The organism is Arenimonas composti TR7-09 = DSM 18010 (genome assembly GCF_000426365.1).
GTDB lineage: Bacteria > Pseudomonadota > Gammaproteobacteria > Xanthomonadales > Xanthomonadaceae > Arenimonas > Arenimonas composti.
The window spans coordinates 332,588-356,282 of the sequence record NZ_AUFF01000001.1 but is presented as its reverse complement, the minus strand read 5'-3'; the positions used below and the strand labels follow the sequence as shown (position 1 = coordinate 356,282).

Here is a 23,695-nt window from a genome sequence, read left to right as displayed (position 1 = left end):
CGCTCCACTCCTGCCGGCGATGTTAGCGGCTGTGGACGGAAAGTCACGGCGCCGGCGGATTCGGCGCGACAGCGACGCGGTCGCGCACCGCCGGCAAGGCGTCACGGAGGCCGAGCGCCTCGAGCAGCGCAACCGCCTCGGCTTCGCGACCCTGGTGAAGAAGCACGGCGGCCAGCCCGGTCGCGACGTAGCGCGTGGTCGGGTGGCGGTCACCGAGCACCTCGCGCGCCAGTTCCAGCGCCTGCCTCGAGGTGCCGGTGCCTTCCGCACGGCGCCCGCCCCAGTAGAGGTTGAGGCCGACGGCGCCGAGGGCATTGATCGAGTCCGGGTGGCGCTCGCCGAGGGCGATCGTGCGGGCGGTCAGCACTTCGTTGCTCAGCGACAGCGCCTCGTCGTAGCGTTCCTGCCGGTGCAGCACGGCCGCCAGGTTGAGCTTGTTGCGCAAGGTCGGACGGCCGGCACGGCCGTGGAGGCGTTCGTTCTGTTCGAGCACCGTGCGCTGGAGCGCCTCCGCCTCCGCGAACTCGCCAAGGTTCGTCAGCATGCTGGCGAGGTTGCCGATGGCACGCAGGGTGGAGGGATGACCGGCGCCGCTGCTTTCCCGCGCCAGCGCGACGACCTCGCGCTGGATCGGAACCGCCTTCTCCAGCGCACCGCCCATCGCGTAGGCGATGGCCAGCTGCGCCATCACGTCCATCGTTGTCGCGGGCGACGACTGCAGGCGGCGGTGGTGCGCGACGAGCCTTTCCAGGCGCGCGCGGGCGTCCTCGACCTCGCCCGACCGAAGCAGCGCGATCGCCAGGGCCAGTTCCAGCGACAGCAGGGTCGGATCGTCGTCGCCACCGCGCGCGCGCTCCCGATCTACCGCGGACTGCAGAAGCCTGACCGCCGCCGGGAAGTCGGCGGCCGCGACCAGGACCTCGGCCTCTACACGGTCCAGCTCGGCGGCCTGGCCGGCTTCGGCGAGTACCGCCGGCGCCAGTGTCCGCAGCTGCCGTACCAGCCGCTGCGCGGCCTCGAAGTCTTCCCTCAACAGTTCCGCCCGGGCCTGCCGGAGTCGCAGCGTGACGGCAACGGGATCCTCTGCGCCATGTACCGCCTCGCGGCGGTCGGCCGCGGCGGCGAAGTTGCGGGCGGCAGCTTCGTGCATGCCGAGCGGCGCGTGGACCTGGCCGATGGCGTCGAAGATCTGCGACGCCAGCAGCGGTTGTGCGGCGAAATCCCTTTCGACGGCCGCCTCTGCGCCGGCCAGCAGGTCGCGGTCGATCAGTTCGCGTGCCAGGTCGACGCCGTTGATCCGGGCCAGCGCCGCGTCGACGACTTCGGGGTCCAGCGGCGGTCCGCTTTCGACCTGGCCGCGAATGCCGGCGAGCAGCCCGGCGCCCATCTCTTCCGCATCGAGCGCCTCGAGCATCGATCGCTGGAAGGCGACGATCTGCGCCAGCTCGTCACCGTGGCGGCGGGCGACCGCTTCCTGGCGCCGCGCCTGCTCCAGCCCGTACAGCGCCGCCGCGAGGCCGGCGACCAGCGCCAGCGCGACCGTCGCCGCGACGGCGATCGCGCCGCGGTGGCGGCGGACCAGCTTGCGTGCGATGTACACCCGTGACGACGGCACGGCCCGCAGCGGCAGCCCGGCGAGGAACCGTCGCAGGTCCTCGGCGAGTTCGCCGGCGCTGTCGTAGCGATCGTTGCGATCGCGCCGCGTCGCCTTGGCGACGACCCAGTCGAGGTCGTCGCGCAGGCTGGCGAACAGTTGCCGCCGCGGCAGGCCGAGCTGCTCCGCGCGCTGGCGGGTGCGGCCGCTTGCCGAGAGCTGGGCCGACGGCCGCGCGTGCGACACGTCGGTGACGGCGCCAGCCGCGGCCTCGGGGCGCAGCCCGGTCAGCAGGTGGTGCAGCACGATGCCGAGGGACCACACGTCGCTGCGGGTGTCGACGGCGACGGCATCCTGCCCCGCCTGCTCCGGGCTCATGTAGCCGGGGGTGCCGATCGCCTCGTCGGCGCGAGCCACCCGCTGCACGCCGGTGGCGACGCCGAAATCGATGATCTTCGGCATCGGCAGCCCGTCGACCTCGACCACCAGCAGGTTGCCGGGCTTGAGGTCGCGGTGGATGACGCCGTTGCGGTGCGCGTGCCGGACGCCTTCGCAGACACGGATGAACAACTCGAGGCGCGTGCGCAACGGCAGGCCGTGGCGTTCGCTGTAGGCCGTCAGCGGTTCGCCCTCGATCAGCTCCATCGCGAACCAGGGGATGCCGTCGTCGGTGGTGCCGGCATCGTGGATCTGGGCAATGGCGGGGTGGCGCATCGTCGCCAGCACCTGGCTTTCGTACGCGAACAGGTCGCGCAGGCGCGCGTCCAGCCGCCGCACCAGCACCTTGAGCGCCACGACGCGCTGCACCGGCAGCAGCTGGCGGGCCCGGTAAACCTCGCCCATGCCGCCACGGCCGATCAGCGCCTCGATCTCGTAGTTGCCGATCCGGCTGCCCGGCGCGAACAGGCTTTCACGCGGCTCGCCGCCACCCCCGGAACCGGGTGGCAGCGAGGTGACGGCGCCTTCTCCGGAATTGCTCCCGACCATCTCGGCGTCCCCCTATCGGACCCCGCCAAGCCTACTCCGAAACTTTCCGGCATCCGTTACACTCGGGCCGGCCCCCTCCCGTGGTGCGCAATGAGCCCGACCGACGTCGAACCGGTCACGACCCAGTTGACTCTGTTCACCCCCGGCCCGCGGCGCCCCGCGCCGCGCTCGGCCTGCGTGGTCGTCATCCACGGCGAGGGCCTCGGCCGGCGCGCCGACATCGAGGAGAAGCCGGTCATCGTCGGCCGCTCGCAGGAGGCCGACCTGCACATCCCGCACATGTCGGTCTCGCGCCAGCACTGCGAGATCTGGCGGGTCGGCGACATCTACCGGATCCGCGACCTCGGCGCGACCAACCGCACCCGCGTCAACGACCGCCCGGTGGAGGAGATCGCGCTCGACGACGGCGACCACATCACGATCGGCGAGACGATCCTGAAGTTCATCAGCCATTCGAGCGTGGAGGCCCGCTACCACGAGGAGGTCTACCAGCTCGCGACCCACGACGCGCTGACCGAGCTGTACAACCGCCGCCATTTCGTCGAGCAGGTCGACAAGGAGATCGCCCGCTCGCTTCGGCACGGGCGGCCGCTGGTGATGTGCATCATCGACGTCGACCTGTTCAAGCCGATCAACGACCAGTACGGCCATGTCGCCGGCGACGGCGTGCTGCGCCGGCTGGCGCAGGAGCTGCGCGCCTGGGTGCGCGACGAGGACATCGCCGCCCGCATCGGCGGCGAGGAGTTCGCGGTGCTGCTGCCCGAATCCGACCTCGCGGCCGCGCGCGCGTTCGCCGAACGCGTGCGCGCCGCGATCGGCGAGCTGCGCTTCACGCTGGGCGGCGAGGAGCGCCGGATCACCATCAGCGCCGGCCTCGCCGACCTGGCGATGGACCGCAGCGACCGCAGCACCCTGATGAAGGCCGCCGACGCCGCCCTCTACCGCGCCAAGGAATCCGGCCGCAACCGCGTCTGCGCGTACTGAGGCGCGCGCCGCGGGCGCACGATCAGGTAGGTCGCCACCACCCACGCGATCGCCGCGGCCCAGCCGGCGATGATGTCCGACGGCCAGTGCACCCCGAGGTAGATGCGCGAGGACGCGACCCAGACCATGAAGGCCAGGCCGAGCAGCGCCGCCGGCCCGCGCCAGCGCGTGTGCCACACCAGCAGCAGCACCGTCGCCGCCAGGGTCGCCGAGCCCATCGCGTGCCCGCTCGGAAAACTGAAGTTGTGTTCGGGCGCGATCGACAGCCACAGGTCCGGTCGCGCGCGCTGGAACACCGCCTTGGCGGCGAGGTTGAGCAGCGCTGAACCGCCGATCGCGACCGCCGCGAACAGGCCCGGGCGCAGCCGCCGCGTCGCCAGCAGGCCGGTCACCAGCAGGAAGTCGACGGGCACCACGCCCATCCGGTAGCCGAGTTCGCTGCCGACCAGCATGACGCGGTCCATCGCCAGGCTCTCGTGCGCCTTCGCCGCCAGCAGCAGCGGTTCGTCGAACGGGAAGGGATCGCCGTCGTGCACGTCCTCGGCGAAGAAGGCGAACAGCATCAGCGGCAGCGCCACGCCGGCGAAGGCCAGCGCCAGTCGCCGCCAGCGCGCGCGCAGGTAGGCGGCGATCGCGCGGCGGACCAGGCGCACATGCACCAGCCGCCGGCGCGTGCGATACCTCACCCGCCCTGCCCCGCCCAGCGCCGGGCGACGTAGTCGTCGATCACCGCGACGAATTCCTCGGCGATGTTCTCGCCGCGCAGGGTCATCGCCTTCTGGCCGTCGATGAACACCGGTGCCGCCGGCGCCTCGCCGGTGCCCGGCAGCGAGATGCCGATGTCGGCGTGGCGCGATTCGCCGGGGCCGTTGACGACGCAGCCCATCACCGCCAGCGACAGGTTCTCGGCGCCGGGATGCTTGAGCTTCCACACCGGCATCTGCGCGCGCACGTGTTCCTGCACCTTCTGCGCGAGCACCTGGAAGAACTCGCTGGTGGTGCGCCCGCAGCCCGGGCAGGCGGTGACCAGCGGCGTGAACGCGCGCAGGCCCATCGTCTGCAGCAGTTCCTGCGCGACGATCACCTCCTGCGTGCGCGGCGCGCCGGGCTCGGGCGTCAGCGAGATGCGGATGGTGTCGCCGATACCTTCCTGCAGCAGCACCGCCAGCGCCGCGCTCGAGGCGACGATGCCCTTGCTGCCCATGCCGGCCTCGGTCAGGCCCAGGTGCAGCGGGAAGTCGGTGCGTGCCGACAGGTCGCGATAGACCGCGATCAGCTCCTGCACGCCGCTGACCTTGGCCGACAGCACGATGCGCTCGCGGCCGAGGCCGATCTCCACCGCGCGTTCCGCCGACTCGATCGCCGACACCACCAGCGCCTCGCGCAGCACGCGGCCGGCGTCCCAGGGCTCGGCGCGCGCCGCGTTCTGATCCATCAGCCGCGCGGCGAGTGCCTGGTCCAGCGAACCCCAGTTGACGCCGATGCGCACCGGCTTGCCGAACTCGATCGCTTTCTCGACGATCGCCGCGAACTGGGTGTCGCGCTTCTTGCCGAAGCCGACGTTGCCCGGGTTGATGCGGTACTTGGCCAGGGCCTCGGCGCAGGCCGGCTCGGCCGCCAGCAGGCGGTCGCCGTTGTAGTGGAAGTCGCCGACCAGCGGCACCGGCACGCCCATCATGTCCAGGCGTTCGCGGATGCGCGGCACCGCGGCCGCCGATTCCGGGTTGTTCACCGTGATCCGCACCAGCTCCGAGCCGGCGCGCCAGAGCTCGGCGACCTGCTTCGTGGTCGCCACGACGTCGGCGGTATCGGTATTGGTCATCGACTGCACGACGACCGGCGCGCCGCCACCGACGCGCACGCCGGCGATGTCGACGGCGCGGGTCGAGCGCCGCGGCTGCGGTACTGCTTCGCTCATCGGGATTCCGTTCGGTTGCTGCTGGAAGCGCCGCTCACGCGGCGAGGTCGGCGGTGCTGCGTTCGCCGATCAGGTAGTAGTCGCCGGCGTTGAGCAGCACCTCGACGTCGCCGAGCACGTCCGGGCCCCGCCCCGCCAGTTCCGGGCTCGCGGTCATGGCGTCGTGGATGACTTCGACCCGGCAGCCGGATTCGATCGCCGCATTGGCGACGAAGCGGCGGCCGGAGCTGCCGTCGATCGCGAAGACCTCGACCGCGCGCCCGACGTGTCGGGCCTCGCCGTCGGGACCGACGACGCGCAGGGCGACCGGGGTCGCGCGGCGCGCCAGCAGTTCGACACCCGCCGACAGGCTGCCGTCGACCTCGTAGCGCAGCCAGCGCATCACCCCGACCATCCAGTCGCTCTCGTCGCCGTCGCCGAAGCCCAGCCCGACCAGTTCGCCGACGCGGGCGCGCGCCTGTTCGGCGCTGGCCCAGGTCATGCGGTAGCCGCCGAGGCTCTGGTCGAGCACGCGCGCGGCGACCCGCGGCACCCGCGTCATCGCCGACGCAACCTGCGTCCACGCGGCGCCGGCGATCACGTGCACGTTGCCCTGCGCGGACTGCCGCATGAAGGTGTCGAAATCGCGCTGGCCGGCGAGGAAATAATGCACGGCGCTCAGGCCGAGCACGCTGTCGAGCCGGTGCCCGGCGGGCAGGCGCACCATCGCCCGCGCCGCGGTCTGTCCGAACGCGCGCTGCAGCCGGCGCAGCAGGTCGTTGCCGACGCGCACGCCCTGTCCGGGCCCCGGCACCAGTTCGGAATGTCCGTCGCGAACCCGGGTGAGCGCCCGCTCGACGTCGTCGGCGAATGCGCGCAGGTCCAGCCAGTGCGCATGCGACTGCTCGCCGGCGCCCGGGCCGGGGCCGCGATCGGCATCGTCGGGCACCACCGGCGCGCCCGATTCCGGCGGTTGCGACGCCAGCCCGCAGCGGGCGGCGTAGCCGCGCGCCAGCGGCCACAGCAGGTCCTGTTCTGCCTGCGCGAACGCATAGGGATTCACCGCCGCGACCAGCAGCGTCTGCACGTACAGCGTGTTGATGTCCATGCCGGTGCCGCCGAGGCGGTCCTCGACCGCCTTGCGGTCCAGCCGCAGTTCGGCGGCGAAGCGGTGCACCCGGTGCAGGCCCTGCCAGGCCCCCGGCGCCGCCGGCCGGTAGATCCGCCAGGCCAGGGCCAGCGCCCGCGCGTAGTGCCAGGCGGCGTGATGCAGCGACTGCAGCACCGCGCTGCCCTTCAGGAAAGGCACCGAGCCGGCGGGCGCGCAGAGTTCGACCGCGGCCTTGCGGTAGCCGTGTGCCAGCAGCAGGTGGAACCGTTCGGCCGCGACCGCCGCCTGCGCCTTGTCGGTCGGCAGCGGCAGCGGGTTGTTGGCGTACTGGCCTTCCAGCAGGGCGATCGAATCGACGACCGCGGGCCGCAGCTCCTCCAGCGCCGCCGCGCGCTGGCCACCCTCGAGGCGCTGCGCGAGCAGCTGCTCGAGCGCCTGGGTCAGCGCCTGCTCGGTGGCCTGGGCATTGGCGCGCGGCAGGGCCGCGACCCAGGCCTTCACCTTCTTCGGTTCGGCGGCGAAGGCGCCGGTGGCGGGCGGGGTCGGCAGGTCCTCGCGCAGTCGGCGGTAGCTCTCGCTCATGGGCATTCTCCGGGGGCCGATACAGTCTAGACCGGGCCGGCGCATTCCCCCAGCCCGGACGGGTATCCTGTCCGGCCGTCCCCGGTGCCCCTAATGTCCCTGCTGCCCCGCGAACGCCAGGTCCTGCGCCCGTCCCAGCTCAATGCGCTGGCGCGCGACCTGCTGGAAGGCAGCTTCGCCCAGGTCTGGGTCGAGGGCGAGATCAGCGGCTTCGCCCGCCCCGCTTCCGGGCACTGCTACTTCACCCTGAAGGACGAACGCGCGCAGGTGCGCTGCGCGCTGTTCCGGCAGAACGCCCAGCGCCTGCGCTTCCTGCCGCGCGACGGCATGCTGGTGCAGGCACGCGGCCGGCTGACCCTGTACGAGGCGCGCGGCGACTACCAGCTGGTGCTGGAACATCTGGAGGAAGCCGGCGAAGGCGCCCTGCGCCGCGCCTTCGAGCAACTGAAGGCCAAGCTGGAGGCCGAAGGCCTGTTCGACCCCGCGCGCAAGCGGCCGCTGCCCGCCTTCCCGCGCCGGCTCGGGGTGATCACCTCGCCGACCGGCGCGGCGGTGCGCGACATCCTCAGCGTGCTCGGCCGGCGCTTTCCGCTGCTGCCGGTCGAGGTGCTGCCGGTGCCGGTGCAGGGCGACGGCGCCGCCGCGCGGATCCGCGCGATGCTCGACGCCGCCGGCCGTGCCGGCCGCCACGATGTGCTGCTGCTCGCCCGCGGCGGCGGCTCGCTGGAGGACCTGTGGTCTTTCAACGACGTCGACCTGGCGCGGGCGATCGCCGCCTCGCCGGTGCCGGTGGTGTCGGCGGTCGGGCACGAGACCGACTTCAGCCTCGCCGACTTCGTCGCCGACCTGCGCGCGCCGACCCCCTCGGCGGCCGCGGAACTGCTGGTACCCGACTGCCGCGAACTGCAGCAGCGACTGCAACAGCAGCAGCGCCGGCTCGCCGGGGCGCTTTCGCGCATGGCGGCGACGCGGGCGCAGCGCACCGACCAGGCCTGGCTGCGGCTGCAGGCCGCACGCCCGCAGCTTCGCCTGGAACGTGGCCAGCGCCGGCTGCAGCAGTTGCGCGAGCGCCTCGAACGCCGGCAGCGGCAACTGCTCGCGGCGCCGGGAGACCGCCTGCAGCGCCTGCAGCGCCGGCTCGACCTCGCGCATCCGCGGGCGCGGCTCGCGGCGCACCGGCACCGGCTCGCCCTGCTCGGCCAGCGCCTGCAGGTGGCGCCGCAGCGGCCGCAGCAGCAGCGTTGCGCGCGCCTGGCCGAACTCCTGCGCACGCTGGAATCGCTGAGCCCGCTGGCGACGCTGGCGCGCGGCTACGCGCTGGTGCAGCGCGCCGACGACGGCCGCATCGTCCGCGAAGCCGACGATGTCGCGGTCGGCGACGCCGTGCACGCCCGCCTCGCCGAGGGTCGCCTGCGTCTGCGCGTCGAAGGCAGCGACTGAGGCCGCGACGCCGGCTCAGTCGGCGTCGATCACCGCGCCCGCGAAGCCGGGCAGCGGGCTGGCGAACTCCACCCCGTGCACGCCGCCGGCCTTCGCCCGGTACATCGCGGTGTCGGACTTGCGCAGCAGCGACTCGGCATCGTCACCATCGGCCGGGAACACCGCGACCCCGAGGCTGGAGCCGACGACGACCCAATGGCCCTCGATCTGGATCGGCCGGCTGATCGCCTCCTGCACGCGCGCGGCGACCTCGCGCAGCCACTCCTCGCCGGCGCCGCGTTCGGTCGGCACCAGCACGAGGAATTCGTCGCCGCCCATGCGCGCGACCAGATCGCCGGGCCGCACCGCCGCGGTCATCCGCCGGCCGATCTCGGCCAGCAGCATGTCGCCGGCGGCGTGGCCGTAGGTGTCGTTGACGGGCTTGAAGCCGTCGAGGTCGATGCTCAGCACCGCGAAACCGCCCCCGCCGCCGCGGCGGTGACGCTGCAGAAGCTTCTCCAGCTGCAGCATCGCCCAGCGCCGGTTCGGCAGGTCGGTCAGCAGGTCGCGTGCGGCCAGCTGCTGGATGCGCTGGCGGTCCTGCAGGATGCGCAGCGTGCCCCAGGCGGCGACCAGACTCAGCAGCAGGCGGACCACGAAGCCCCAGCCGAGCCACCAGGGCCGCACGTACCAGCCCTCTTTCGGAATCGCCATCAGCAGCCAGCTGCCGCCGGGCTGGAACACCGGCGAACGCACCGGCTCGGCATCGGCCGGGAAACGCTCGCCGCGGAACAGGTCGCCGCCCGGGCCGCCGGCGTCGCGGCCGATGATCGCCAGCGAATAGTCGCCTTCGAGCTTGCGGATGCCGGCGCGGCGCATCACCTGCTCATAGTCGAGCACGACGCTGACCGCGCCCCACAGCCGCGGCACCTGTTCCTGGTCGACCCACAGCGGAATCCGGATCGCCAGCGCCTGCCCGCCCTGGACGAGGTCGAAGGGACCGGCCAGCACCGGCCGGTCGAGGCGGATCGCGCGCAGCACCGGTTCCTTCTGTATCGGATCGGCGATCAGGTCGAGGCCGATCGCCGCCTCGTTGCCCGGCCGCGGATGCACGTTGCGGACCACGAAACCCGGCGCGAGGCTGAAGTTCAGGATCTGCGGATTGTCGCGGCGCAGTTCGCCGGCGATGGTCTGGAACTCCTCCTCGCCGAGGCCTTCCATGTGCAGGACCAGGGTCGCCAGGCCGCGCGCGAGGGCGACGCTCGACCAGATCTCCGAACCCAGCCGGGCCTGGAATTCCGCGAGTTCCCGCTGCACCTGCGCCTGCCTCGCGCTGAGCTGGCGCTGGCGTTCGAGCTGCGCCGTGCTGATGCTGAAATAGACCCCCAGCAGCAGGACCAGCAGCGCCACCAGCAGGGGCCGGCCGGCCAGCAGCCGTCGGCGCGGGACGCCGGCGGCATCGGCATTGTCGATTCCGGCAGCGCGCGAGTCGGCCATGCCGCGAATGTACACCGCGGCTGACGCGGTCAGCAGGGTCGACGGTCACCCGCCGCTACTCGCCGCCGGGGAAATTCCTTAGGCTGCCGGCATGCGCGCCGAGGCCGACGACGAAGCCCTGATGCTGGCCTACGGGGCCGGCGACGTCGCCGCGTTCCAGGTGCTGTATGGGCGCCACCGCGGGCCGCTGTTCCGGCACCTGCAGCGGCAACTGCGCGACCAGGCGCTGGCCGAGGAGCTGTTCCAGGACGTCTGGCAGCGGGTGATCACCGCGCGCGAACGCTGGCGTCCGGACGCGAAGTTCTCGACGTGGCTCTACCAGATCGCGCACAACCGCCTCGCCGATCACTGGCGGGCGAAGCAGCACCGCCCCGACGCGCCCGAAGACGGCGACGAACTCGCCGCGCGGGTGCCCGATCCCGACAGCCCCGAACGCACGCTCTCGGACTTCGAACAGCGCCGCCGCCTGCAGCTGGCGCTCGAGGAACTCCCCGACGATCAGCGCGAGGTCGTGCTGCTGCGCCTCGAGCGCGAACTGAGCCTCGAGGAGATCGGCGAAATCACCGGCGTCGGCCGCGAAACGGTGAAATCGCGACTCCGCTACGCGATGGACAAGCTGCGCGCGAGGTTGCGGCCGTGATCGGTTTGCCGTCGAGCGCGATGGCTTCCGGAGCGGCCGCCACGAACGGTCGGGGCGACGCCGTGATGCGTGGGGATGGCTTCGAGCGGAGGCAGGATGCCGGAGCGCACCCGCGTGAGCTGGCCAGGGATGGCGCTTGCGACCGCGGGGCGAAGCAAGCCCCACGCAGCGCGGCGGCGCGGCGGCCGATGTGTCCGGCCGCCCTGCGAGGCTTCAGCTCGACGGCGAACCCCGTTTCGCGGACTGGTGCGTTGGAAAGTGGGCCCCAACCCACTGGAGAACCGCCATGCGCCTGACCCGTACCCTGCTGTGCACCGCGATCGTCACCGCCTTCCTCGGCGCGTGCGCGACGCCACGATCCCAGGACCCGACCGCCGACGAGCGCTCGCGGCCGATGCCGGAAGAACCTGTCGTGTTCGACGAACCGTCGCCGGTCGACGTCGCCACCTCGCCGGTGGTCGCGCAGGAGCTGCACGCCCGCGCGGATGCCCGCCGCCTGCGGGCCGAGGCCGAATCGGCCCGCGCCGCGGCGCCGGCCTACGCCATGGCCCCGCCGCCTCCGCCGCCCGCCCGCATGATCGGCGGCGCGCCGATGCCGGCGACGATGCCGCTGCCGGTGAACACCGAGAACTACGAGGAATTCAGCGACAACGGCATCGTGCTCGCCGCCGACAACCCGGTGTCGACGTTCTCGATCGACGTCGACACCGGCAGCTACAGCAACGTGCGCCGCATGCTCGCCGCCGGGCAGATGCCGCCGAAGGATGCGGTGCGCGTCGAGGAAATGCTGAATTACTTCGACTACGCCTACGCGGCGCCGCGCGACCGCCGCACGCCGTTCGCGGTCAGCACCGAGCTGGCGCCGGCGCCGTGGGATTCGCGCCGCGTGCTGATGCAGATCGGCATCCAGGGCTACGACGTCGACCGCAGCGAGATCCCGCCGGCGAACCTGGTGTTCCTGATCGACACCTCGGGTTCGATGTTCTCGCCCGACAAGCTGCCGCTGCTGAAGGAGAGCCTGGCCCAGCTGGTGCCGCAGCTGCGCCCGCAGGACCGGGTGACGATCGTCGCCTACGCCGGCAGCGCCGGCCTGGTGCTGGAGCCGACGGCCGGCGACCGCCACGCGACGATCCTGGAGGCGCTCGACCGCCTCGAGGCCGGTGGCTCGACCAACGGCGGCGCCGGCATCGAGCTCGCGTATGCGATGGCGCAGCAGTCCTTCGTGCAGGGCGGCGTGAACCGGATCATTCTCGCGACCGACGGCGACTTCAACGTCGGCATCGCCGACCAGCAGGCGCTCGAGACCCGGGTCGCCCGTGGCCGCGACAGCGGGGTGGCGTTGAGCACCCTCGGCTTCGGCACCGGCAACTACAACGACGCGATGGCCGAGCGCCTGGCCGACGTCGGCAACGGCAACCACGCCTACATCGACAGCGCCCTGGAAGCGCGCAAGGTGCTGGTCGAGGAGCTGGGCTCGACCCTGCTGACGATCGCCAGCGACGTTAAGATCCAGGTCGAGTTCAATCCGGCCACCGTCGCCGAATACCGGCTGATCGGTTACGAGAACCGGGCGCTGGCGCGCGAGGACTTCAACAACGACCGCGTCGATGCCGGCGAGATCGGCGCCGGCCACGACGTCACCGCGATCTACGAGCTGTGCCTGGTCGGCGCCGGCTGCGAATCGAGCGACCCGCTGCGCTACGGCGCCGCGCCGGCCGCCGCCGTCGCCCGTGGCGACGAGCTGGCGCACCTGAAGCTGCGCTACAAGCTGCCCGGCGAGGACACCAGCACCCTGGTGCAGACGCCGATCCGCGCCGCCGACCTGCGCCGCGAAGCCAGCGAGGACCTGCGCTTCGCCGCCGCGGTCGCCGCCTGGGCCGATCTGCTGCGCGGGGGCGGCAATGTCGGCACCTTCCGCTGGGACGACGTGCAGGCGCTCGCCGCCGGCGCGACCGGCCGCGATCCCGGCGGTCGCCGCGCCGAGTTCTTGCAGCTTGTCGCCCGGACGCGCAGCCTGAGCGGCCCCGGCGACCAGCCCGCCCTGATCAGCCAGGAATGAATCCCACCCCGTGAAGCAACCGCCCGACCCGCGCCAGGAACCCCTGCAGGACGACGAACTCGCCCTGCAGCGGGTTCTGCGCGCCCTGCCCGCCGGCGAGCCGTCGGCGAAGCTGGACGCGGCGATCCTCGCCGCCGCCAGCGACGCCGTCGGCGGAGCGGGCACCGGCGCGGATGCGGGTAGGGCCGACCCGGGCCCGGAGGGCGAGCAGCACGCGGCACCCCGGCGGATGCGTCGGGCCGCGGCCGCGCTCGGCTGGCTGCCGACCTGGGCGATCGGCACCGCCGCGGCCGCGGTGCTGGCGATCGGCGTCGGCGTGCAACTGCGGCCGCCGCCGGTCGGCGGCGTGCCGGCGGGGCGTCCGGTGCCGCTGGAGACGGAGGCCGCGCCGGCCGAGACCGTCCAGTTCGAGCTGGTCGAACCGACGCCGCGGCCGATCCGCCCGACCTCGCCGCCACCGCCACGTCCACAGGCGACGACGACGCGACCACCCGCTGCCGCCCGGACTGCGACGCCGCCACCTCCCCCGCCGCCCCCGCCGCCTGCCGCGATGTCGCCGGCGCCGGCGCCGGTCGCCGATGCGGTTCCCCAGGCATTCCCGGAGCTGGCTGAGGAGGAAGTCGGCGCCTTCGCGCCACCGCCCGCCGATGTCGATGCCGCCGACGACGGACGGCTTCGCCGGGAAGCGGCCGCCGCGGAGCAGGAATACGCCCGCGCGCAGGTCCGCCTGAGCACCGCCGAACGCAATGCCCGCGACGCCGCCCGACGGGATGCGGCGCGCCGCGCCGAGGCCGGCGCCGGTGCACCGGAACGGACGTCCGCCGCCACCGAACCGCTGCCGCCGGTCGCCGCCGACGCCAGGCTGCCGCCGGAGGCATGGATCGAGCGCATCCGCGAACGCCTGCGCCGCGGCGACCGCTACGGCGCCGTGGCCAGCCTCGCCGAATTCCGCCGCGTCCATCCCGGGCACGAGCTGCCCGAAGACCTGGCGCGGCTGCGCTGATGGCTTCGGAAACCCTGGCCGCCCCGGCGCAGCACGCGCTGGAGGCGAAGAAGAGCCGCTTTCTCGCCTACGCCCGACCGGTCGACAGCCCGGCCGAGGCCCTGGCCTGGTTCGCCGAGGCCGGCGACCCGCAGGCAACCCACAACTGCTGGGCCTGGCGGATCGGCGGCGACTACCGCTTCAACGACGACGGTGAGCCCGGCGGCAGCGCCGGCCGGCCGATCCTCGCGGCGATCGACGGGCAGGGCCTCGACCGGGTCGCGGTGCTGGTGGTGCGCTGGTACGGCGGCACCAACCTCGGCGTCGGCGGTCTGGTGCGCGCCTACGGCGGGGTCGCCGCCGAATGCCTGCGCACCGCGCCGCGACGGCCGCTGATCGCCTGGTGCGAGGCGCGCCTGCACTGCGATTTCGCCCTCTCGGGCACCGTGCATGCGCTGCTCGAGCCGCACGGCGCGCAGAAGCTGGACGAAGCTTTCGACGAGCACGGCCTGCACTTGCACCTGCGCCTGCCCGCCTCCAGCTATGAGGCACTCGCCGCCCGGCTGCGCGACCTCAGCCGCGGTGCCGCCCGTCTCGAACGTCTGGACCTCGACCCCGGATGAGCCCCGCCGAAACACCGCGCGCGCCACTGAACACCCTGCGCGGCCTGCTGCCCTATGTGCGCCCGCACCGCGCCCTCGTCGGGCTGTGGCTGGCGGCGCTGGCGCTGTCGTCGACGGCGACCCTGCTGCTGCCGGTGGCGGTGCGCTACGTGATCGACGAGGGCTTTTCCGCCGGCGGCTCGATCGACCCGTGGTTCGCGCTGCTGTTCGGCGTCGCGGTGCTGCTCGGGCTGGCGACCGCGGCGCGCTTCTATTTCGTGACCCTGCTCGGCGAGAAGGTGATCGCCGACCTGCGGCGCTCCCTTTACGGGCACCTGCTCGGGCTCGACCAGGCCTTCTTCGAGCGCAGCCGCAGCGGCGAGCTGGTGTCGCGGCTGTCGGCCGACACCGAGATGCTGCGCGGGGTGATCGGCTCGGCGATGTCGGTGGCGCTGCGCAGCGGCATCACCGTGCTCGGCAGCGCGGTGATGCTGGCGGTGACCAGCCCGCGGCTGGCGCTGTTCGCCCTGCTCGGCATCCCGCTGGTGGTGGCGCCGATGGTGCTGGCCGGGCGGCGGGTGCGCGGCGTCGCGAAGGACGCCCAGGACCGCGTCGCAGAGGCGAATGCGCGCGCGGCCGAAACCCTCGGCGCGATGCACACCGTGCAGAGCTACGCCCGCGAGGCGCACGAGCGGCAGCGCTTCGGCGGCGCCGTCGACGCCGCGCTGCGCACCGCCCGCAAGCGCATCCGCCTGCAGTCGCTGCTGACCGCGGTGGTGATCGTGCTGGTGTTCGGCTCGATCACCGCGGTGCTGTGGGTCGGCGCCCGCGACGTCGCCGCCGGGACGATGAGCGCAGGCACGCTCGGCCAGTTCCTGCTGTACGCGATGATCGGCGCCGGTTCGGTGACCGCGCTGAGCGAGGTCTGGAACGAGGTGCAGCGCGCGGCCGGCGGCATGGCGCGGATCGCCGAACTGCTCGGGGAACGTTCGGGCCTGCCGGTGCCGGCGACGCCGGCGACGCTGCCGGTGCCGCTGCGCGGGCGGATCGAATTCCGCGACGTCACCTTCCGCTACCCGACCCGGCCGGACGCGCCGGCGTTGCGCGACTTCAGCCTGGTCGTCGCGCCCGGCGAGACGGTCGCCCTGGTCGGGCCCTCGGGCGCCGGCAAGAGCACGGTGTTGCAGATGCTGCTGCGATTCCACGACCCGGACACCGGCGTGATCCGCATCGACGGCGTCGACCTGAGCACGCTCGACCCGGAGACGCTGCGCGCACAGCTGGCACTGGTGCCGCAGGACCCGGTGATCTTCGCGACGAGCGCCGCCGAGAACATCCGCTACGGCCGCCTCGATGCCGACGATGCCGAGGTCGAACAGGCGGCGCGCGATGCCGAGGCGCACGACTTCCTCGCCGCGCTGCCGCAGGGTTACGCCAGCGAACTCGGCGAGCGCGGCGCGCGGCTATCGGGCGGCCAGCAGCAGCGGCTGGCGATCGCCCGCGCGGTGCTCAAGGACGCCCCCGTACTGCTGCTCGACGAGGCCACCAGCGCCCTCGACGCGCAGAGCGAGCGCGCGGTGCAGCAGGCCCTCGCCCGGCTGATGCGCGGCCGCACGACCCTGGTGATCGCGCACCGGCTGGCCACGGTGCTGGAAGCCGACCGCATCGTCGTGATGGACGCCGGCCGCATCGTCGCCCAGGGCACGCATGCGCAGCTGATGGCGGCGGGTGGGTTGTATGCGGAACTGGCCAGGCTGCAGTTCCAAGATGTCCGGTAGGAAATAGTGGATAAGAAATAAGAAGTAATGGGAGGCGCGCGCTGAGTGCGTATGCCGCGGGTCGCCGCGACTACTTGCTATTTGTTATCCACTACTTGCCTGTTCATCGCGGCTGAAGCCGCTCCTACGGGGCCTGTTCATCGCGGCTGAAGCCGCTCCTACGGGGCCTGTTCATCGCGGCTGAAGCCGCTCCTACGGGGCCTGTTCATCGCGGCTGAAGCCGCTCCTACGGGGCCTGTTCATCGCGGCTGAAGCCGCTCCTACGGGGCCTGTTCATCGCGGCTGAAGCCGCTCCTACAGGGCTGTTCATCGCGGCTGAAGCCGCTCCTGCAGAAGGTAGGGGGGAACAAAAAAAGGCCCCGCCGAAGCGGGGCCTTCTCCTCCCTCCCCGGGAAGCATTCTTCAGGCAGGAGTGACGTTCGAGGCCTGCGAGCCCTTCGGGCCCTGCACGACGTCGAAACTGACACGCTGGCCTTCCTGCAGCGATCGGAAACCCTTCGCAGCGATCGCCGAGTAGTGCACGAACACGTCCGCGCTGCCGTCCTCGGGCGCGATGAAACCGAAGCCCTTGGCGTCGTTGAACCACTTAACGGTGCCGATACTCATCCAACTGTCCCTCGATTGCGGTTGATACGAGCGTGCCCAGCCGTCCCCGGTCGCGTGCACGCGCCGAGTATGAACAAGGGCCCAACGGCTGACAACTGGTCGGGAACTTTCCGTCCCGCGAATCACTCTCGCCGGCCCTGTCCGCCCTCGAGCAGGGCGCGCAGCAGCGCCGGCAAGCCGGCGCCCGCGGCGTCGACGTTCGCCAGCACTTCCGCGAGGGTGATCTCGGCGGCATCGCCACAGCCGGCCGCCCAGTTCGCGACCACCGCCAGGCAGGCGTAATCCAGGCCCAGTTCGCGGGCCAGGCCGGCCTCCGGCATGCCGGTCATGCCGACCAGATCGCAGCCGTCGCGGCGCATGCGCGCGATCTCGGCCTTCGTCTCCAGCCGCGGTCCCTGGGTGGCGCCGTAGCAGCCGCCGTCGACGACGGCGACACCGGCGCGGGCCGCCGCCTCCAGCACCGCCGTACGCAGCGGGGGCGTGTACGGATCGCCGAAATCGACGTGCAGCACTTCGCCGCCCTCCTGGTCCCAGAAGCTCGACGCCCGGCCCCAGGTGTAGTCGATCAGCTGGTCCGGGCAGGCGAGCACGCGCGGCCCGAAGGCGTCGGTGATGCCACCGACGGTATTGACCGCGAGCACCCGGCGCGCGCCCGCGGCGTGCAGGGCCCAGAGGTTGGCGCGGTAGTTCACCCGGTGCGGCGGCAGCGAATGGCCCTCGCCGTGGCGGGCGAGGAAGGCGACGCGGTGACTGCCGAGGCGGCCGATCCGCAGCGGCCCGGAGGGCCGGCCGTAGGGGGTGTCGGCCTCGACCGCCTGCACATCGTCCAGCTCGGCGAGCCTGTACACGCCGGTGCCGCCGATCACCGCCAGTCCGATCGCTTCCATGCTTCCACCCATCTCTGTAGGAGCGCCTTCAGGCGCGATGCCGGAAATTATCGCGCCTGAAGGCGCTCCTACGGGGGGATCGCGCCTGAAGGCGCTCCTACAGGAGGCGTCGGCAGGCGTCGAGCGGTGTCAGGGGGTGTTGAGGGCGTAGAGGCCCGGCAGGTTGCGGCCCTGCTCGTGGAAGTCCATGCCGAAGCCGTAGACGTAGCGGTCCGGTACCTCCAGCGCGACCCAGTCGGCCTCGATGCCCTCGACCCGGCGGTCGTGGTCCTTCACCGCCAGCACCGCGATGCGCACGTCGAGCGCACCCTCGTCCTCGCACCAGTGCTTGACGGCCTTCAGGGTGTGGCCTTCGTCGAGGATGTCGTCGGCGATCAGCACCCGGCGCCCGCGCAACGGCGTCGCCGGCCGGTGCAGCCAGGCCAGGCCGGAACCGGTGAGCGCGCCGCGGTAGCGGGTCGCGTGCAGGTAGTCGAACTCGAGGTCGGTCTTCATCTGCAACGCCAGCTGTCCGGCGAACAGCAGGCCGCCGTGCATCACGCTCAGGAAGACCGGGCGCTCGCCGCCTTCGTATTCGGCGTCGATGGCCTCGGCGATCGCGGTGATCGCGGCAGCGATGGCGGCGCGGTCGAACAGCAGCTCGGAATCGGCCAGCGCCGAGGCGAGGTCCCTGTGCATCAGCCCGCTCCCAGATCGGGGCCGAGGCGGTCGCGCGCCCCGGCATGGCGTGGCGCGGCCGCGAGGCCGGCCCAGTTCACGTCGCCGCGGCCGAGCAGTGGCGCCAGCAGCCCGTCGCGCGGCGACGGACGATCGGCGACGGCCTGCAGCGAATCGGCGACCAGGGCCGGTGCACAGACCAGCACCGCGTCGCAACCGGCGTCGAGGTGGGCGTCGATGCGCGCCTTCACGCCGCCGGCCGATTCCGCGGCGGCCATGCCGATGTCGTCCGAGAAGACGATGCCATCGAAGCCCATTTCCCGACGCAGGATCTCGCCGATCCAGCGCGGCGAATAACCGGCCGGCTCCGGCGCCACCGCCGGGTATTTCACGTGCGCCATCATCACCGCCTCGGCGCCGGCGGCGATGCCGGCGGCGAAGGGCAGCAGGTCCTCGGCGCGCAGGGTCTCCAGCGGCCGCGGATCGACGGCGTCGTCGAAATGGGTGTCCTCGAGCACCGAGCCGTGGCCCGGGAAGTGCTTCAGCGTCGCCGCCATGCCGGCCTCGTGCATGCCGGCGACGTAGGCGCGGGTGAAGTCGGCGACGACTTCCGGCGATTCCGAGAACGCGCGGTCGCCGATCGCGCGGTTGCCGCGGCCGAGGTCGACCACCGGCGCGAAGCTGAGGTCGACGCCGGTGGCGCGGATCTCGCTGGCCATCAGCCAGGCGTGCTCGCGCGCCAGTGCCAGCGCCGCCTGCGGATCGCGCCCGTGCAGGCGGCCGAAGCCCTCGAGCGCCGGCAGCGGGTGGTAGCCATCGCGGAAACGCTGCACGCGGCCGCCTTCCTGGTCGACGCACAGCAGCAGCGGTCGCGACGCGGCGGCACGGATGGCCGCGCTCAGCTCGGCCGCCTGCGCCTTCGAGGCGAAGTTGCGGCTGAACAGGATCACTCCGCTCACCGCCGGGTGCTGCAGCCAGTCGCGCTCTTCGGCGGTCAGTGCGTGGCCGCCGATTCCGATCACCAGCATCAGGTCTTCTCCTGCGCGTTCCAGCGCGAATACGGGCGCGCCGCGAGCGCGAGGTTGTAGTAGCGGGGCTGGTCGGTGATCTCGTCGCCGAGCCAGTCGGGACGTTCGAACGCGGCATCGGCGGCTTCCAGCTCGAGCTCGGCGACGACCAGACCGGCGTTGTCGCCGAGGAACTCGTCGACTTCGAAGGTGCGGCCGCCGTGCTCGACGTAGTGGCGCATCTTGTCGATGCGCCCGCCGACGCACAGGGCCAGCAGCGCCTCCGCATCGGCGACCGGGATTTCGTAGTCGAATTCCTGGCGCGTGTGCCCGGCCTCGCGCGACTTGATGTTGAGGAAGGCGGCGTCCCCGGCGATGCGCACACGCACCGAGGCCTTCTGGCCACCCTGCTCCACCGCGGCTAGGTCGTTCAGATAGGCCTGGGCCATGCGCTCGCGCCGGCTGGCGGCGTCGCGCCAGCCCTCGCCGCGCACGCGGAACTTGCGTTCGATCTCGATTCCCATGCGGCGATTGTAGTCGTTGCGCCGGTGACGGCGCCGCCGCGGCCCCGGTAAGCTGCCGGCCATGACGCTGCGCCTCACGCACCTGATCGACGGCCGGGCCGACGACACCGACGCCCGCCTGGACGTGCACGAACCGGCGACCGGCGCGGTCTGGGCGACCTGCCCCGACGGCGACGCCGCCACCGTCCAGGCCGCGGTCGCCGCCGCCCGTGCCGCCTTCCCGGCCTGGTCGTCGCTGCCGGCCGCCGAGCGCGGCCGCTGGCTGTCGCGGCTGGCGGATGCGGTGGAAGCGCGGCTCGATGACTTCGCCGCCGCCGAATCGCGCGACGTCGGCAAGCCGCTCGCCCTCGCCCGCGCGCTCGACATCCCGCGCGCGGTGGCCAACCTGCGCTTCTTCGCCGCCGCCGCCAGCCAGTTCGCCAGCGAATCCCACGGCGCGCCCGGGGTCGTGAACTACACGCTGCGGCAGCCGCTGGGCGTGGTCGCCTGCATCAGTCCCTGGAACCTGCCGCTGTACCTGTTCACCTGGAAGATCGCCCCGGCGCTGGCGGCCGGCAACACGGTGGTCGGCAAGCCCTCGGAAGTGACACCGGTGACCGCCTGGATGCTCGGCGAGGCGGCCCGCGACATCGGCTTCCCGGCCGGCGTTCTGAACATCGTGCACGGGCGCGGCCCAAGCGTCGGCGAGGCGATGGTGAGCCATCCCGAGGTGAAGGCGGTCAGCTTCACCGGCAGCACCGCGGTCGGCCGGCGCATCGCCGGGCGGTGCGCCGATTCGCTGAAGAAGGTGTCGCTGGAGCTGGGCGGCAAGAACCCGACGCTGGTGTTCGCCGACGCGCCCGCAGGCGCGATGGACACGATCGTGCGTTCGGCCTTCCTCAACTCCGGGCAGATCTGCCTGTGCGGCTCGCGCCTCCTGGTCGAGGCCTCGCATTACGAAGCTTTCCGCGACGAATTCGTCGCCCGCGCGAAGGCGCTGCAGGTCGGCGATCCGCTCGAGGCCGACACCGACCTCGGCTCGCTGGTGTCGCGACCGCATCACGAGAAGGTGCTCGGCTGCATCGAGACCGCGAAGGCCGAGGGTGGCCGCGTGCTCGCCGGCGGCATGGCATTGCAGCCTGAGGGCCGCTGCGCCGGCGGCTGGTTCGTCGCGCCGACGGTGATCGAAGGCCTCGGCCCGGCCTGCCGCAGCAATACCGAGGAGATCTTCGGCCCGGTGGTCACCCTGCAGCCCTTCGCCGACGAGGCCGAGGCACTGGCGCTGGCCAATGCCACGCCTTACGGCCTCGCCGCGAGCGTCTGGACGTCCGACCTCGGGCGCGCGCACCGGCTCGCCGAACGGCTCGAGGCCGGCGTGGTCTGGGTCAATACCTGGATGAACCGCGACCTCCGCACCCCCTTCGGCGGCGTCAAGCAATCCGGGATCGGCCGCGAGGGCGGGATGGAGGCGATGCGCTTCTTCACCGAGGCCCGCAACGTAACGGTGGTCTACTGAGCCGCCACCCCCTGTAGGAGCGCCTTCAGGCGCGATAGCGGAGCGCCAGGGACATCGCGCCTGAAGGCGCTCCTACATGAGACGAGACAGATGCCGCTGAAGGAACTGCTGGACCGCAATCGTGACTGGGCCGCGCGCATCGTCGCCGACGACCCGGAATTCTTCCGCCGCCTGAGCCTGCAGCAGGCGCCGAAGTACTTCTGGATCGGCTGCTCGGATTCGCGCGTGCCGGCCAACCAGATCACCGGCCTGCAGCCCGGCGAGGTGTTCGTGCACCGCAACGTCGCCAACGTCGTCGTGCACACCGACCTCAACTGCCTGAGCGCGCTGCAGTTCGCGGTCGACGTGCTGAAGGTCGAACACGTGCTCGTCGTCGGCCACTACGGCTGCGGCGGCGTGCATGCGGCGCTGACCGGCCGCCGCCTGGGCCTGGCCGACAACTGGCTGCGCCACGTCGCCGATGTGGCCGGCCGGCACCGCGAACTGCTCGACGAAGTCGCCGACGAAGCCGAGAAGCTGGCGCGGCTGTGCGAGCTGAACGCCGTCGAGCAGGTGGTGAACCTGTGCGGCACCACCATCATCCAGGACGCCTGGGCGCGCGGGCAGTCGGTGAGCGTGCACGCCTGGTGCTATTCGCTGGTCGACGGACGCGTGCGCGAACTCGGCATGGGCGTGGATTCGAACGAGGAGCTTCCGGTGGCCTACGCGCTGGCGCTGCAGCACGTGCGCGGGCACGTGGGGGAAACGCGATGAGCGGCGGCATCCACGCCGATACCGCGCCGAAGCCGGTCGGCAGCTATCCGCACGCGCGTCGGGTCGGCGACCTGCTGCTGCTCTCCGGCATCGGCCCGCGCATCCCCGGCAGCGACGCGATCCCCGGCAATCGGTACGACGCCGACGGCCGCCTGCTGCACTACGACATCGTCGCCCAGTGCCACAGCGTGTTCGCCAACGTGCGGGCGGTGCTCGAGGCCAGCGGCGCGCGCTGGCAGGACCTGGTCGACGTCACCGTCTACCTGACCGACATGGCCGCCGACTTCGCCGCCTACAATGCGGTCTGGCAGGAATATTTCCCGGACCCCGCGACCGCCCCCTGCCGCACGACCCTGGGCATCACCGCGCTGCCGACGCCGATCGCGATCGAACTCAAGTGCATCGCCGCCACGGGAGCGGGCGCGAGACGATGAGCGGAATGGGCGCCGACGCGTTCCAGGCGGAATTCGAAGGCGTGTTCGCCCCGGTCGCCGATGCGATCGGCCTGCTGCGCCGGCGCTCGACCCGGCGCCTGTGCTGGACCTACGGGCGCGGCGCGCTGGCGCTGGCCTTCGATTTCGCGCTGAACCCGAAGGCCACCGGCCTGCTGCCGCACTACCCCGGCGAGTTCGCGCTGACAATCAGCCTGCCCGGCAACAGCCCGTCGCCACTGGCGACGGTGGTGTCGCTGTTCCAGTACACCACCGCGGCCGAGGTCGACGCCTACGTGGCGGTCGAGGACCGCGCGCTCGCCAACTTCGTCGCCGGCAATCCTGCGGCGGCGACGCTGTTCCCGCCCGACCTGCGGCGGCCGGCGCCGAACGTCGCCCAGTGGTGCCACTACGTCACCCGCGACGACGTGCGCGCCTGGGCGCAGTGGTACGCCGGCCTGATCCCGCTGTGGATCCCGCGCTACCTCGACGCCCCGGAGTCGCTCGAGGACTGGTGCTGGCGGGTGCTGTGGAAGGACCAGAAGCGCGACAATGGCACCGCCTGACGCCGCCCGCCGCGCGTCCGCGCCGGCCCCGAGGAGTTCGAGATGAGCCAGCTGATACCGCCGATCAACCTGCAGGCCTGGGTCGAGGAACACCGCCACCTGCTGAAGCCGCCGGTCGGCAACAAGTGCATCGTCGCCGACGACTTCATCATCATGATCGTCGGCGGCCCGAACGCCCGCACCGACTATCACCACAACGAAGGCGCCGAGTTCTTCTACCAGCTCGAGGGCGAGATGGTGCTGCGCGTGCAGGACGAAGGCCGCGCCCGCGACATCCCGATCCGCGCCGGCGAGCTCTTCTACCTGCCGCCGCGGGTACCGCATTCGCCGCAGCGCAGCGCCGGCGGCGTCGGCCTGGTGATCGAGCGCCGCCGCCTGGAAGGCGAGAAGGACGGCCTGTTGTGGTTCTGCGAGCAGTGCAACGAGCCGCTGTATGCGGAGCACTTCGTGCTGCAGGACATCGAGAAGGATTTCCCGCCGGTGTTCGAGCGCTTCTACCGCAGCATGGAGAAGCGCACATGCCAGGCCTGCGGTTTCCTCAATCCGGCGCCGGCGCGCTACGCCGACGCCCCCACCCCGCCGTAGGAGCGGCTTCAGCCGCGATGCTCTCCGGGCCATGCCGCTGGCCCTCCCCGGC

22 protein-coding genes are annotated in these 23,695 nt (G+C 72.3%); 12 read left to right on the top strand and 10 right to left on the bottom strand.

The genetic code is table 11. The annotated features are described in order from the left end of the window. Nucleotides 1-43: 43 nt before the first annotated feature. Nucleotides 44-2,581 carry a serine/threonine-protein kinase gene (locus K311_RS0101645; RefSeq protein WP_026815874.1) on the bottom strand — a complete coding sequence of 846 codons (2,538 nt, stop codon included), beginning with the start codon at nucleotides 2,579-2,581 and terminating at the stop codon, nucleotides 44-46. A 90-nt stretch (nucleotides 2,582-2,671) separates the two neighbouring features. Here K311_RS0101645 and K311_RS0101640 point away from each other — a divergent pair, with 90 nt between their 5' ends. Next, nucleotides 2,672-3,565: a GGDEF domain-containing protein gene (locus K311_RS0101640; RefSeq protein ID WP_026815873.1), complete on the top strand. Its 894-nt coding sequence runs from the start codon at nucleotides 2,672-2,674 to the stop codon at nucleotides 3,563-3,565. Here the strand turns inward: K311_RS0101640 and K311_RS14770 are convergent. Genes K311_RS14770 through K311_RS14765 form a run of 3 tightly spaced genes read right to left on the bottom strand, consistent with a single transcriptional unit; the run spans nucleotide 3,520 to nucleotide 7,155 of the window. After that, on the bottom strand, nucleotides 3,520-4,227 hold the full coding sequence (locus K311_RS14770; protein ID WP_051239473.1) for a phosphatase PAP2 family protein: 708 nt from the start codon (nucleotides 4,225-4,227) through the stop codon (nucleotides 3,520-3,522). The two genes, K311_RS0101640 and K311_RS14770, sit on opposite strands and share 46 nt — an antisense overlap. Before the next feature lie 20 nt (nucleotides 4,228-4,247). After that, on the bottom strand, nucleotides 4,248-5,483 hold the full coding sequence (ispG, locus tag K311_RS0101630) for a flavodoxin-dependent (E)-4-hydroxy-3-methylbut-2-enyl-diphosphate synthase (protein WP_026815872.1): 1,236 nt from the start codon (nucleotides 5,481-5,483) through the stop codon (nucleotides 4,248-4,250). A gap of 34 nt (nucleotides 5,484-5,517) precedes the next feature. Beyond that, on the bottom strand, nucleotides 5,518-7,155 hold the full coding sequence (locus K311_RS14765) for a hypothetical protein (RefSeq protein ID WP_043797502.1): 1,638 nt from the start codon (nucleotides 7,153-7,155) through the stop codon (nucleotides 5,518-5,520). 99 nt (nucleotides 7,156-7,254) lie between these two features. On the opposite strand from K311_RS14765, the gene xseA reads away from it, so the two are divergent. Next, nucleotides 7,255-8,595 (top strand): exodeoxyribonuclease VII large subunit, encoded by a 1,341-nt coding sequence (gene xseA, locus K311_RS0101620; protein ID WP_026815871.1) that lies wholly within the window; start codon nucleotides 7,255-7,257, stop codon nucleotides 8,593-8,595. A 15-nt stretch (nucleotides 8,596-8,610) separates the two neighbouring features. Here the strand turns inward: xseA and K311_RS0101615 are convergent, their stop codons facing one another. Further along, nucleotides 8,611-10,071: a diguanylate cyclase domain-containing protein gene (locus K311_RS0101615; protein WP_026815870.1), complete on the bottom strand. Its 1,461-nt coding sequence runs from the start codon at nucleotides 10,069-10,071 to the stop codon at nucleotides 8,611-8,613. 91 nt (nucleotides 10,072-10,162) lie between these two features. On the opposite strand from K311_RS0101615, the gene K311_RS0101610 reads away from it, so the two are divergent. The 5 genes from K311_RS0101610 to K311_RS0101590 all read left to right on the top strand — a co-directional run bounded on the left by K311_RS0101610 (nucleotide 10,163) and on the right by K311_RS0101590 (nucleotide 16,132). Then, nucleotides 10,163-10,711: an RNA polymerase sigma factor gene (locus K311_RS0101610; RefSeq protein ID WP_026815869.1), complete on the top strand. Its 549-nt coding sequence runs from the start codon at nucleotides 10,163-10,165 to the stop codon at nucleotides 10,709-10,711. A 286-nt stretch (nucleotides 10,712-10,997) separates the two neighbouring features. Then, nucleotides 10,998-12,770, top strand: coding sequence for a vWA domain-containing protein (locus K311_RS0101605; protein WP_026815868.1), 1,773 nt, complete (start codon nucleotides 10,998-11,000; stop codon nucleotides 12,768-12,770). Between the two features lie 10 nt (nucleotides 12,771-12,780). Next, the gene (locus K311_RS0101600) at nucleotides 12,781-13,773 is read left to right on the top strand and encodes a hypothetical protein (protein ID WP_026815867.1); all 993 of its coding nucleotides are present in this window, start codon (nucleotides 12,781-12,783) and stop codon (nucleotides 13,771-13,773) included. After that, a complete protein-coding gene (locus K311_RS0101595) occupies nucleotides 13,773-14,375 on the top strand; it encodes an IMPACT family protein (RefSeq protein ID WP_026815866.1) in 603 nt (200 codons plus the stop codon). Before K311_RS0101600 ends, K311_RS0101595 begins: the two co-directional genes overlap by 1 nt. Next, nucleotides 14,372-16,132: an ABC transporter transmembrane domain-containing protein gene (locus tag K311_RS0101590; RefSeq protein ID WP_026815865.1), complete on the top strand. Its 1,761-nt coding sequence runs from the start codon at nucleotides 14,372-14,374 to the stop codon at nucleotides 16,130-16,132. The genes K311_RS0101595 and K311_RS0101590 overlap by 4 nt, the downstream gene beginning before the upstream one ends. Nucleotides 16,133-16,534: 402 nt before the next feature. Here K311_RS0101590 and K311_RS0101585 read toward each other — a convergent pair whose 3' ends face one another. From K311_RS0101585 to K311_RS0101565, 5 genes are all read right to left on the bottom strand, one after another. Further along, complete coding sequence (locus tag K311_RS0101585) at nucleotides 16,535-16,738, bottom strand: cold-shock protein (RefSeq protein WP_026815864.1); 204 nt, start codon at nucleotides 16,736-16,738, stop codon at nucleotides 16,535-16,537. Nucleotides 16,739-16,860: 122 nt separating this feature from the next. Then, nucleotides 16,861-17,625, bottom strand: coding sequence for an S-methyl-5'-thioinosine phosphorylase (locus tag K311_RS0101580; RefSeq protein ID WP_026815863.1), 765 nt, complete (start codon nucleotides 17,623-17,625; stop codon nucleotides 16,861-16,863). Between the two features lie 129 nt (nucleotides 17,626-17,754). Next, nucleotides 17,755-18,306 (bottom strand): hypoxanthine-guanine phosphoribosyltransferase, encoded by a 552-nt coding sequence (locus tag K311_RS0101575; protein ID WP_425476566.1) that lies wholly within the window; start codon nucleotides 18,304-18,306, stop codon nucleotides 17,755-17,757. Further along, the gene (gene nagZ, locus K311_RS0101570; RefSeq protein WP_026815861.1) at nucleotides 18,303-19,310 is read right to left on the bottom strand and encodes a beta-N-acetylhexosaminidase; all 1,008 of its coding nucleotides are present in this window, start codon (nucleotides 19,308-19,310) and stop codon (nucleotides 18,303-18,305) included. The genes K311_RS0101575 and nagZ overlap by 4 nt, the downstream gene beginning before the upstream one ends. Next, nucleotides 19,310-19,813, bottom strand: coding sequence for a CYTH domain-containing protein (locus K311_RS0101565; protein ID WP_026815860.1), 504 nt, complete (start codon nucleotides 19,811-19,813; stop codon nucleotides 19,310-19,312). The genes nagZ and K311_RS0101565 overlap by 1 nt, the downstream gene beginning before the upstream one ends. Nucleotides 19,814-19,874: 61 nt before the next feature. On the opposite strand from K311_RS0101565, the gene K311_RS0101560 reads away from it, so the two are divergent. The 5 genes from K311_RS0101560 (at nucleotide 19,875) to K311_RS0101540 (ending at nucleotide 23,643) form a co-directional block, all read left to right on the top strand. After that, nucleotides 19,875-21,308, top strand: coding sequence for an aldehyde dehydrogenase (locus K311_RS0101560; RefSeq protein ID WP_051239365.1), 1,434 nt, complete (start codon nucleotides 19,875-19,877; stop codon nucleotides 21,306-21,308). 90 nt (nucleotides 21,309-21,398) lie between these two features. Beyond that, complete coding sequence (can, locus tag K311_RS0101555; RefSeq protein WP_026815858.1) at nucleotides 21,399-22,061, top strand: carbonate dehydratase; 663 nt, start codon at nucleotides 21,399-21,401, stop codon at nucleotides 22,059-22,061. Further along, entirely contained in the window at nucleotides 22,058-22,495 is a 438-nt protein-coding gene (locus K311_RS0101550) for a RidA family protein (RefSeq protein WP_026815857.1), read from the top strand. The genes can and K311_RS0101550 overlap by 4 nt, the downstream gene beginning before the upstream one ends. A 5-nt stretch (nucleotides 22,496-22,500) precedes the next feature. Further along, on the top strand, nucleotides 22,501-23,058 hold the full coding sequence (locus K311_RS0101545) for a hypothetical protein (RefSeq protein ID WP_026815856.1): 558 nt from the start codon (nucleotides 22,501-22,503) through the stop codon (nucleotides 23,056-23,058). 42 nt (nucleotides 23,059-23,100) lie between these two features. Then, on the top strand, nucleotides 23,101-23,643 hold the full coding sequence (locus K311_RS0101540) for a 3-hydroxyanthranilate 3,4-dioxygenase (RefSeq protein ID WP_026815855.1): 543 nt from the start codon (nucleotides 23,101-23,103) through the stop codon (nucleotides 23,641-23,643). Nucleotides 23,644-23,695: the final 52 nt, after the last annotated feature.

Coding starts and splice junctions, on each gene's coding strand:
- K311_RS0101645 (WP_026815874.1), bottom strand. CDS start 2,581: ATGGTCGGGAGCAATTCCGGAGAAGGCGCCGTCACCTCGCTGCCACCC.
- K311_RS0101640 (WP_026815873.1), top strand. CDS start 2,672: ATGAGCCCGACCGACGTCGAACCGGTCACGACCCAGTTGACTCTGTTC.
- ispG (WP_026815872.1), bottom strand. CDS start 5,483: ATGAGCGAAGCAGTACCGCAGCCGCGGCGCTCGACCCGCGCCGTCGAC.
- K311_RS14765 (WP_043797502.1), bottom strand. CDS start 7,155: ATGAGCGAGAGCTACCGCCGACTGCGCGAGGACCTGCCGACCCCGCCC.
- K311_RS0101615 (WP_026815870.1), bottom strand. CDS start 10,071: ATGGCCGACTCGCGCGCTGCCGGAATCGACAATGCCGATGCCGCCGGC.
- K311_RS0101610 (WP_026815869.1), top strand. CDS start 10,163: ATGCGCGCCGAGGCCGACGACGAAGCCCTGATGCTGGCCTACGGGGCC.
- K311_RS0101605 (WP_026815868.1), top strand. CDS start 10,998: ATGCGCCTGACCCGTACCCTGCTGTGCACCGCGATCGTCACCGCCTTC.
- K311_RS0101595 (WP_026815866.1), top strand. CDS start 13,773: ATGGCTTCGGAAACCCTGGCCGCCCCGGCGCAGCACGCGCTGGAGGCG.
- K311_RS0101590 (WP_026815865.1), top strand. CDS start 14,372: ATGAGCCCCGCCGAAACACCGCGCGCGCCACTGAACACCCTGCGCGGC.
- K311_RS0101585 (WP_026815864.1), bottom strand. CDS start 16,738: ATGAGTATCGGCACCGTTAAGTGGTTCAACGACGCCAAGGGCTTCGGT.
- K311_RS0101580 (WP_026815863.1), bottom strand. CDS start 17,625: ATGGAAGCGATCGGACTGGCGGTGATCGGCGGCACCGGCGTGTACAGG.
- nagZ (WP_026815861.1), bottom strand. CDS start 19,310: ATGCTGGTGATCGGAATCGGCGGCCACGCACTGACCGCCGAAGAGCGC.
- K311_RS0101565 (WP_026815860.1), bottom strand. CDS start 19,813: ATGGGAATCGAGATCGAACGCAAGTTCCGCGTGCGCGGCGAGGGCTGG.
- K311_RS0101560 (WP_051239365.1), top strand. CDS start 19,875: ATGACGCTGCGCCTCACGCACCTGATCGACGGCCGGGCCGACGACACC.
- can (WP_026815858.1), top strand. CDS start 21,399: ATGCCGCTGAAGGAACTGCTGGACCGCAATCGTGACTGGGCCGCGCGC.
- K311_RS0101550 (WP_026815857.1), top strand. CDS start 22,058: ATGAGCGGCGGCATCCACGCCGATACCGCGCCGAAGCCGGTCGGCAGC.
- K311_RS0101545 (WP_026815856.1), top strand. CDS start 22,501: ATGGGCGCCGACGCGTTCCAGGCGGAATTCGAAGGCGTGTTCGCCCCG.
- K311_RS0101540 (WP_026815855.1), top strand. CDS start 23,101: ATGAGCCAGCTGATACCGCCGATCAACCTGCAGGCCTGGGTCGAGGAA.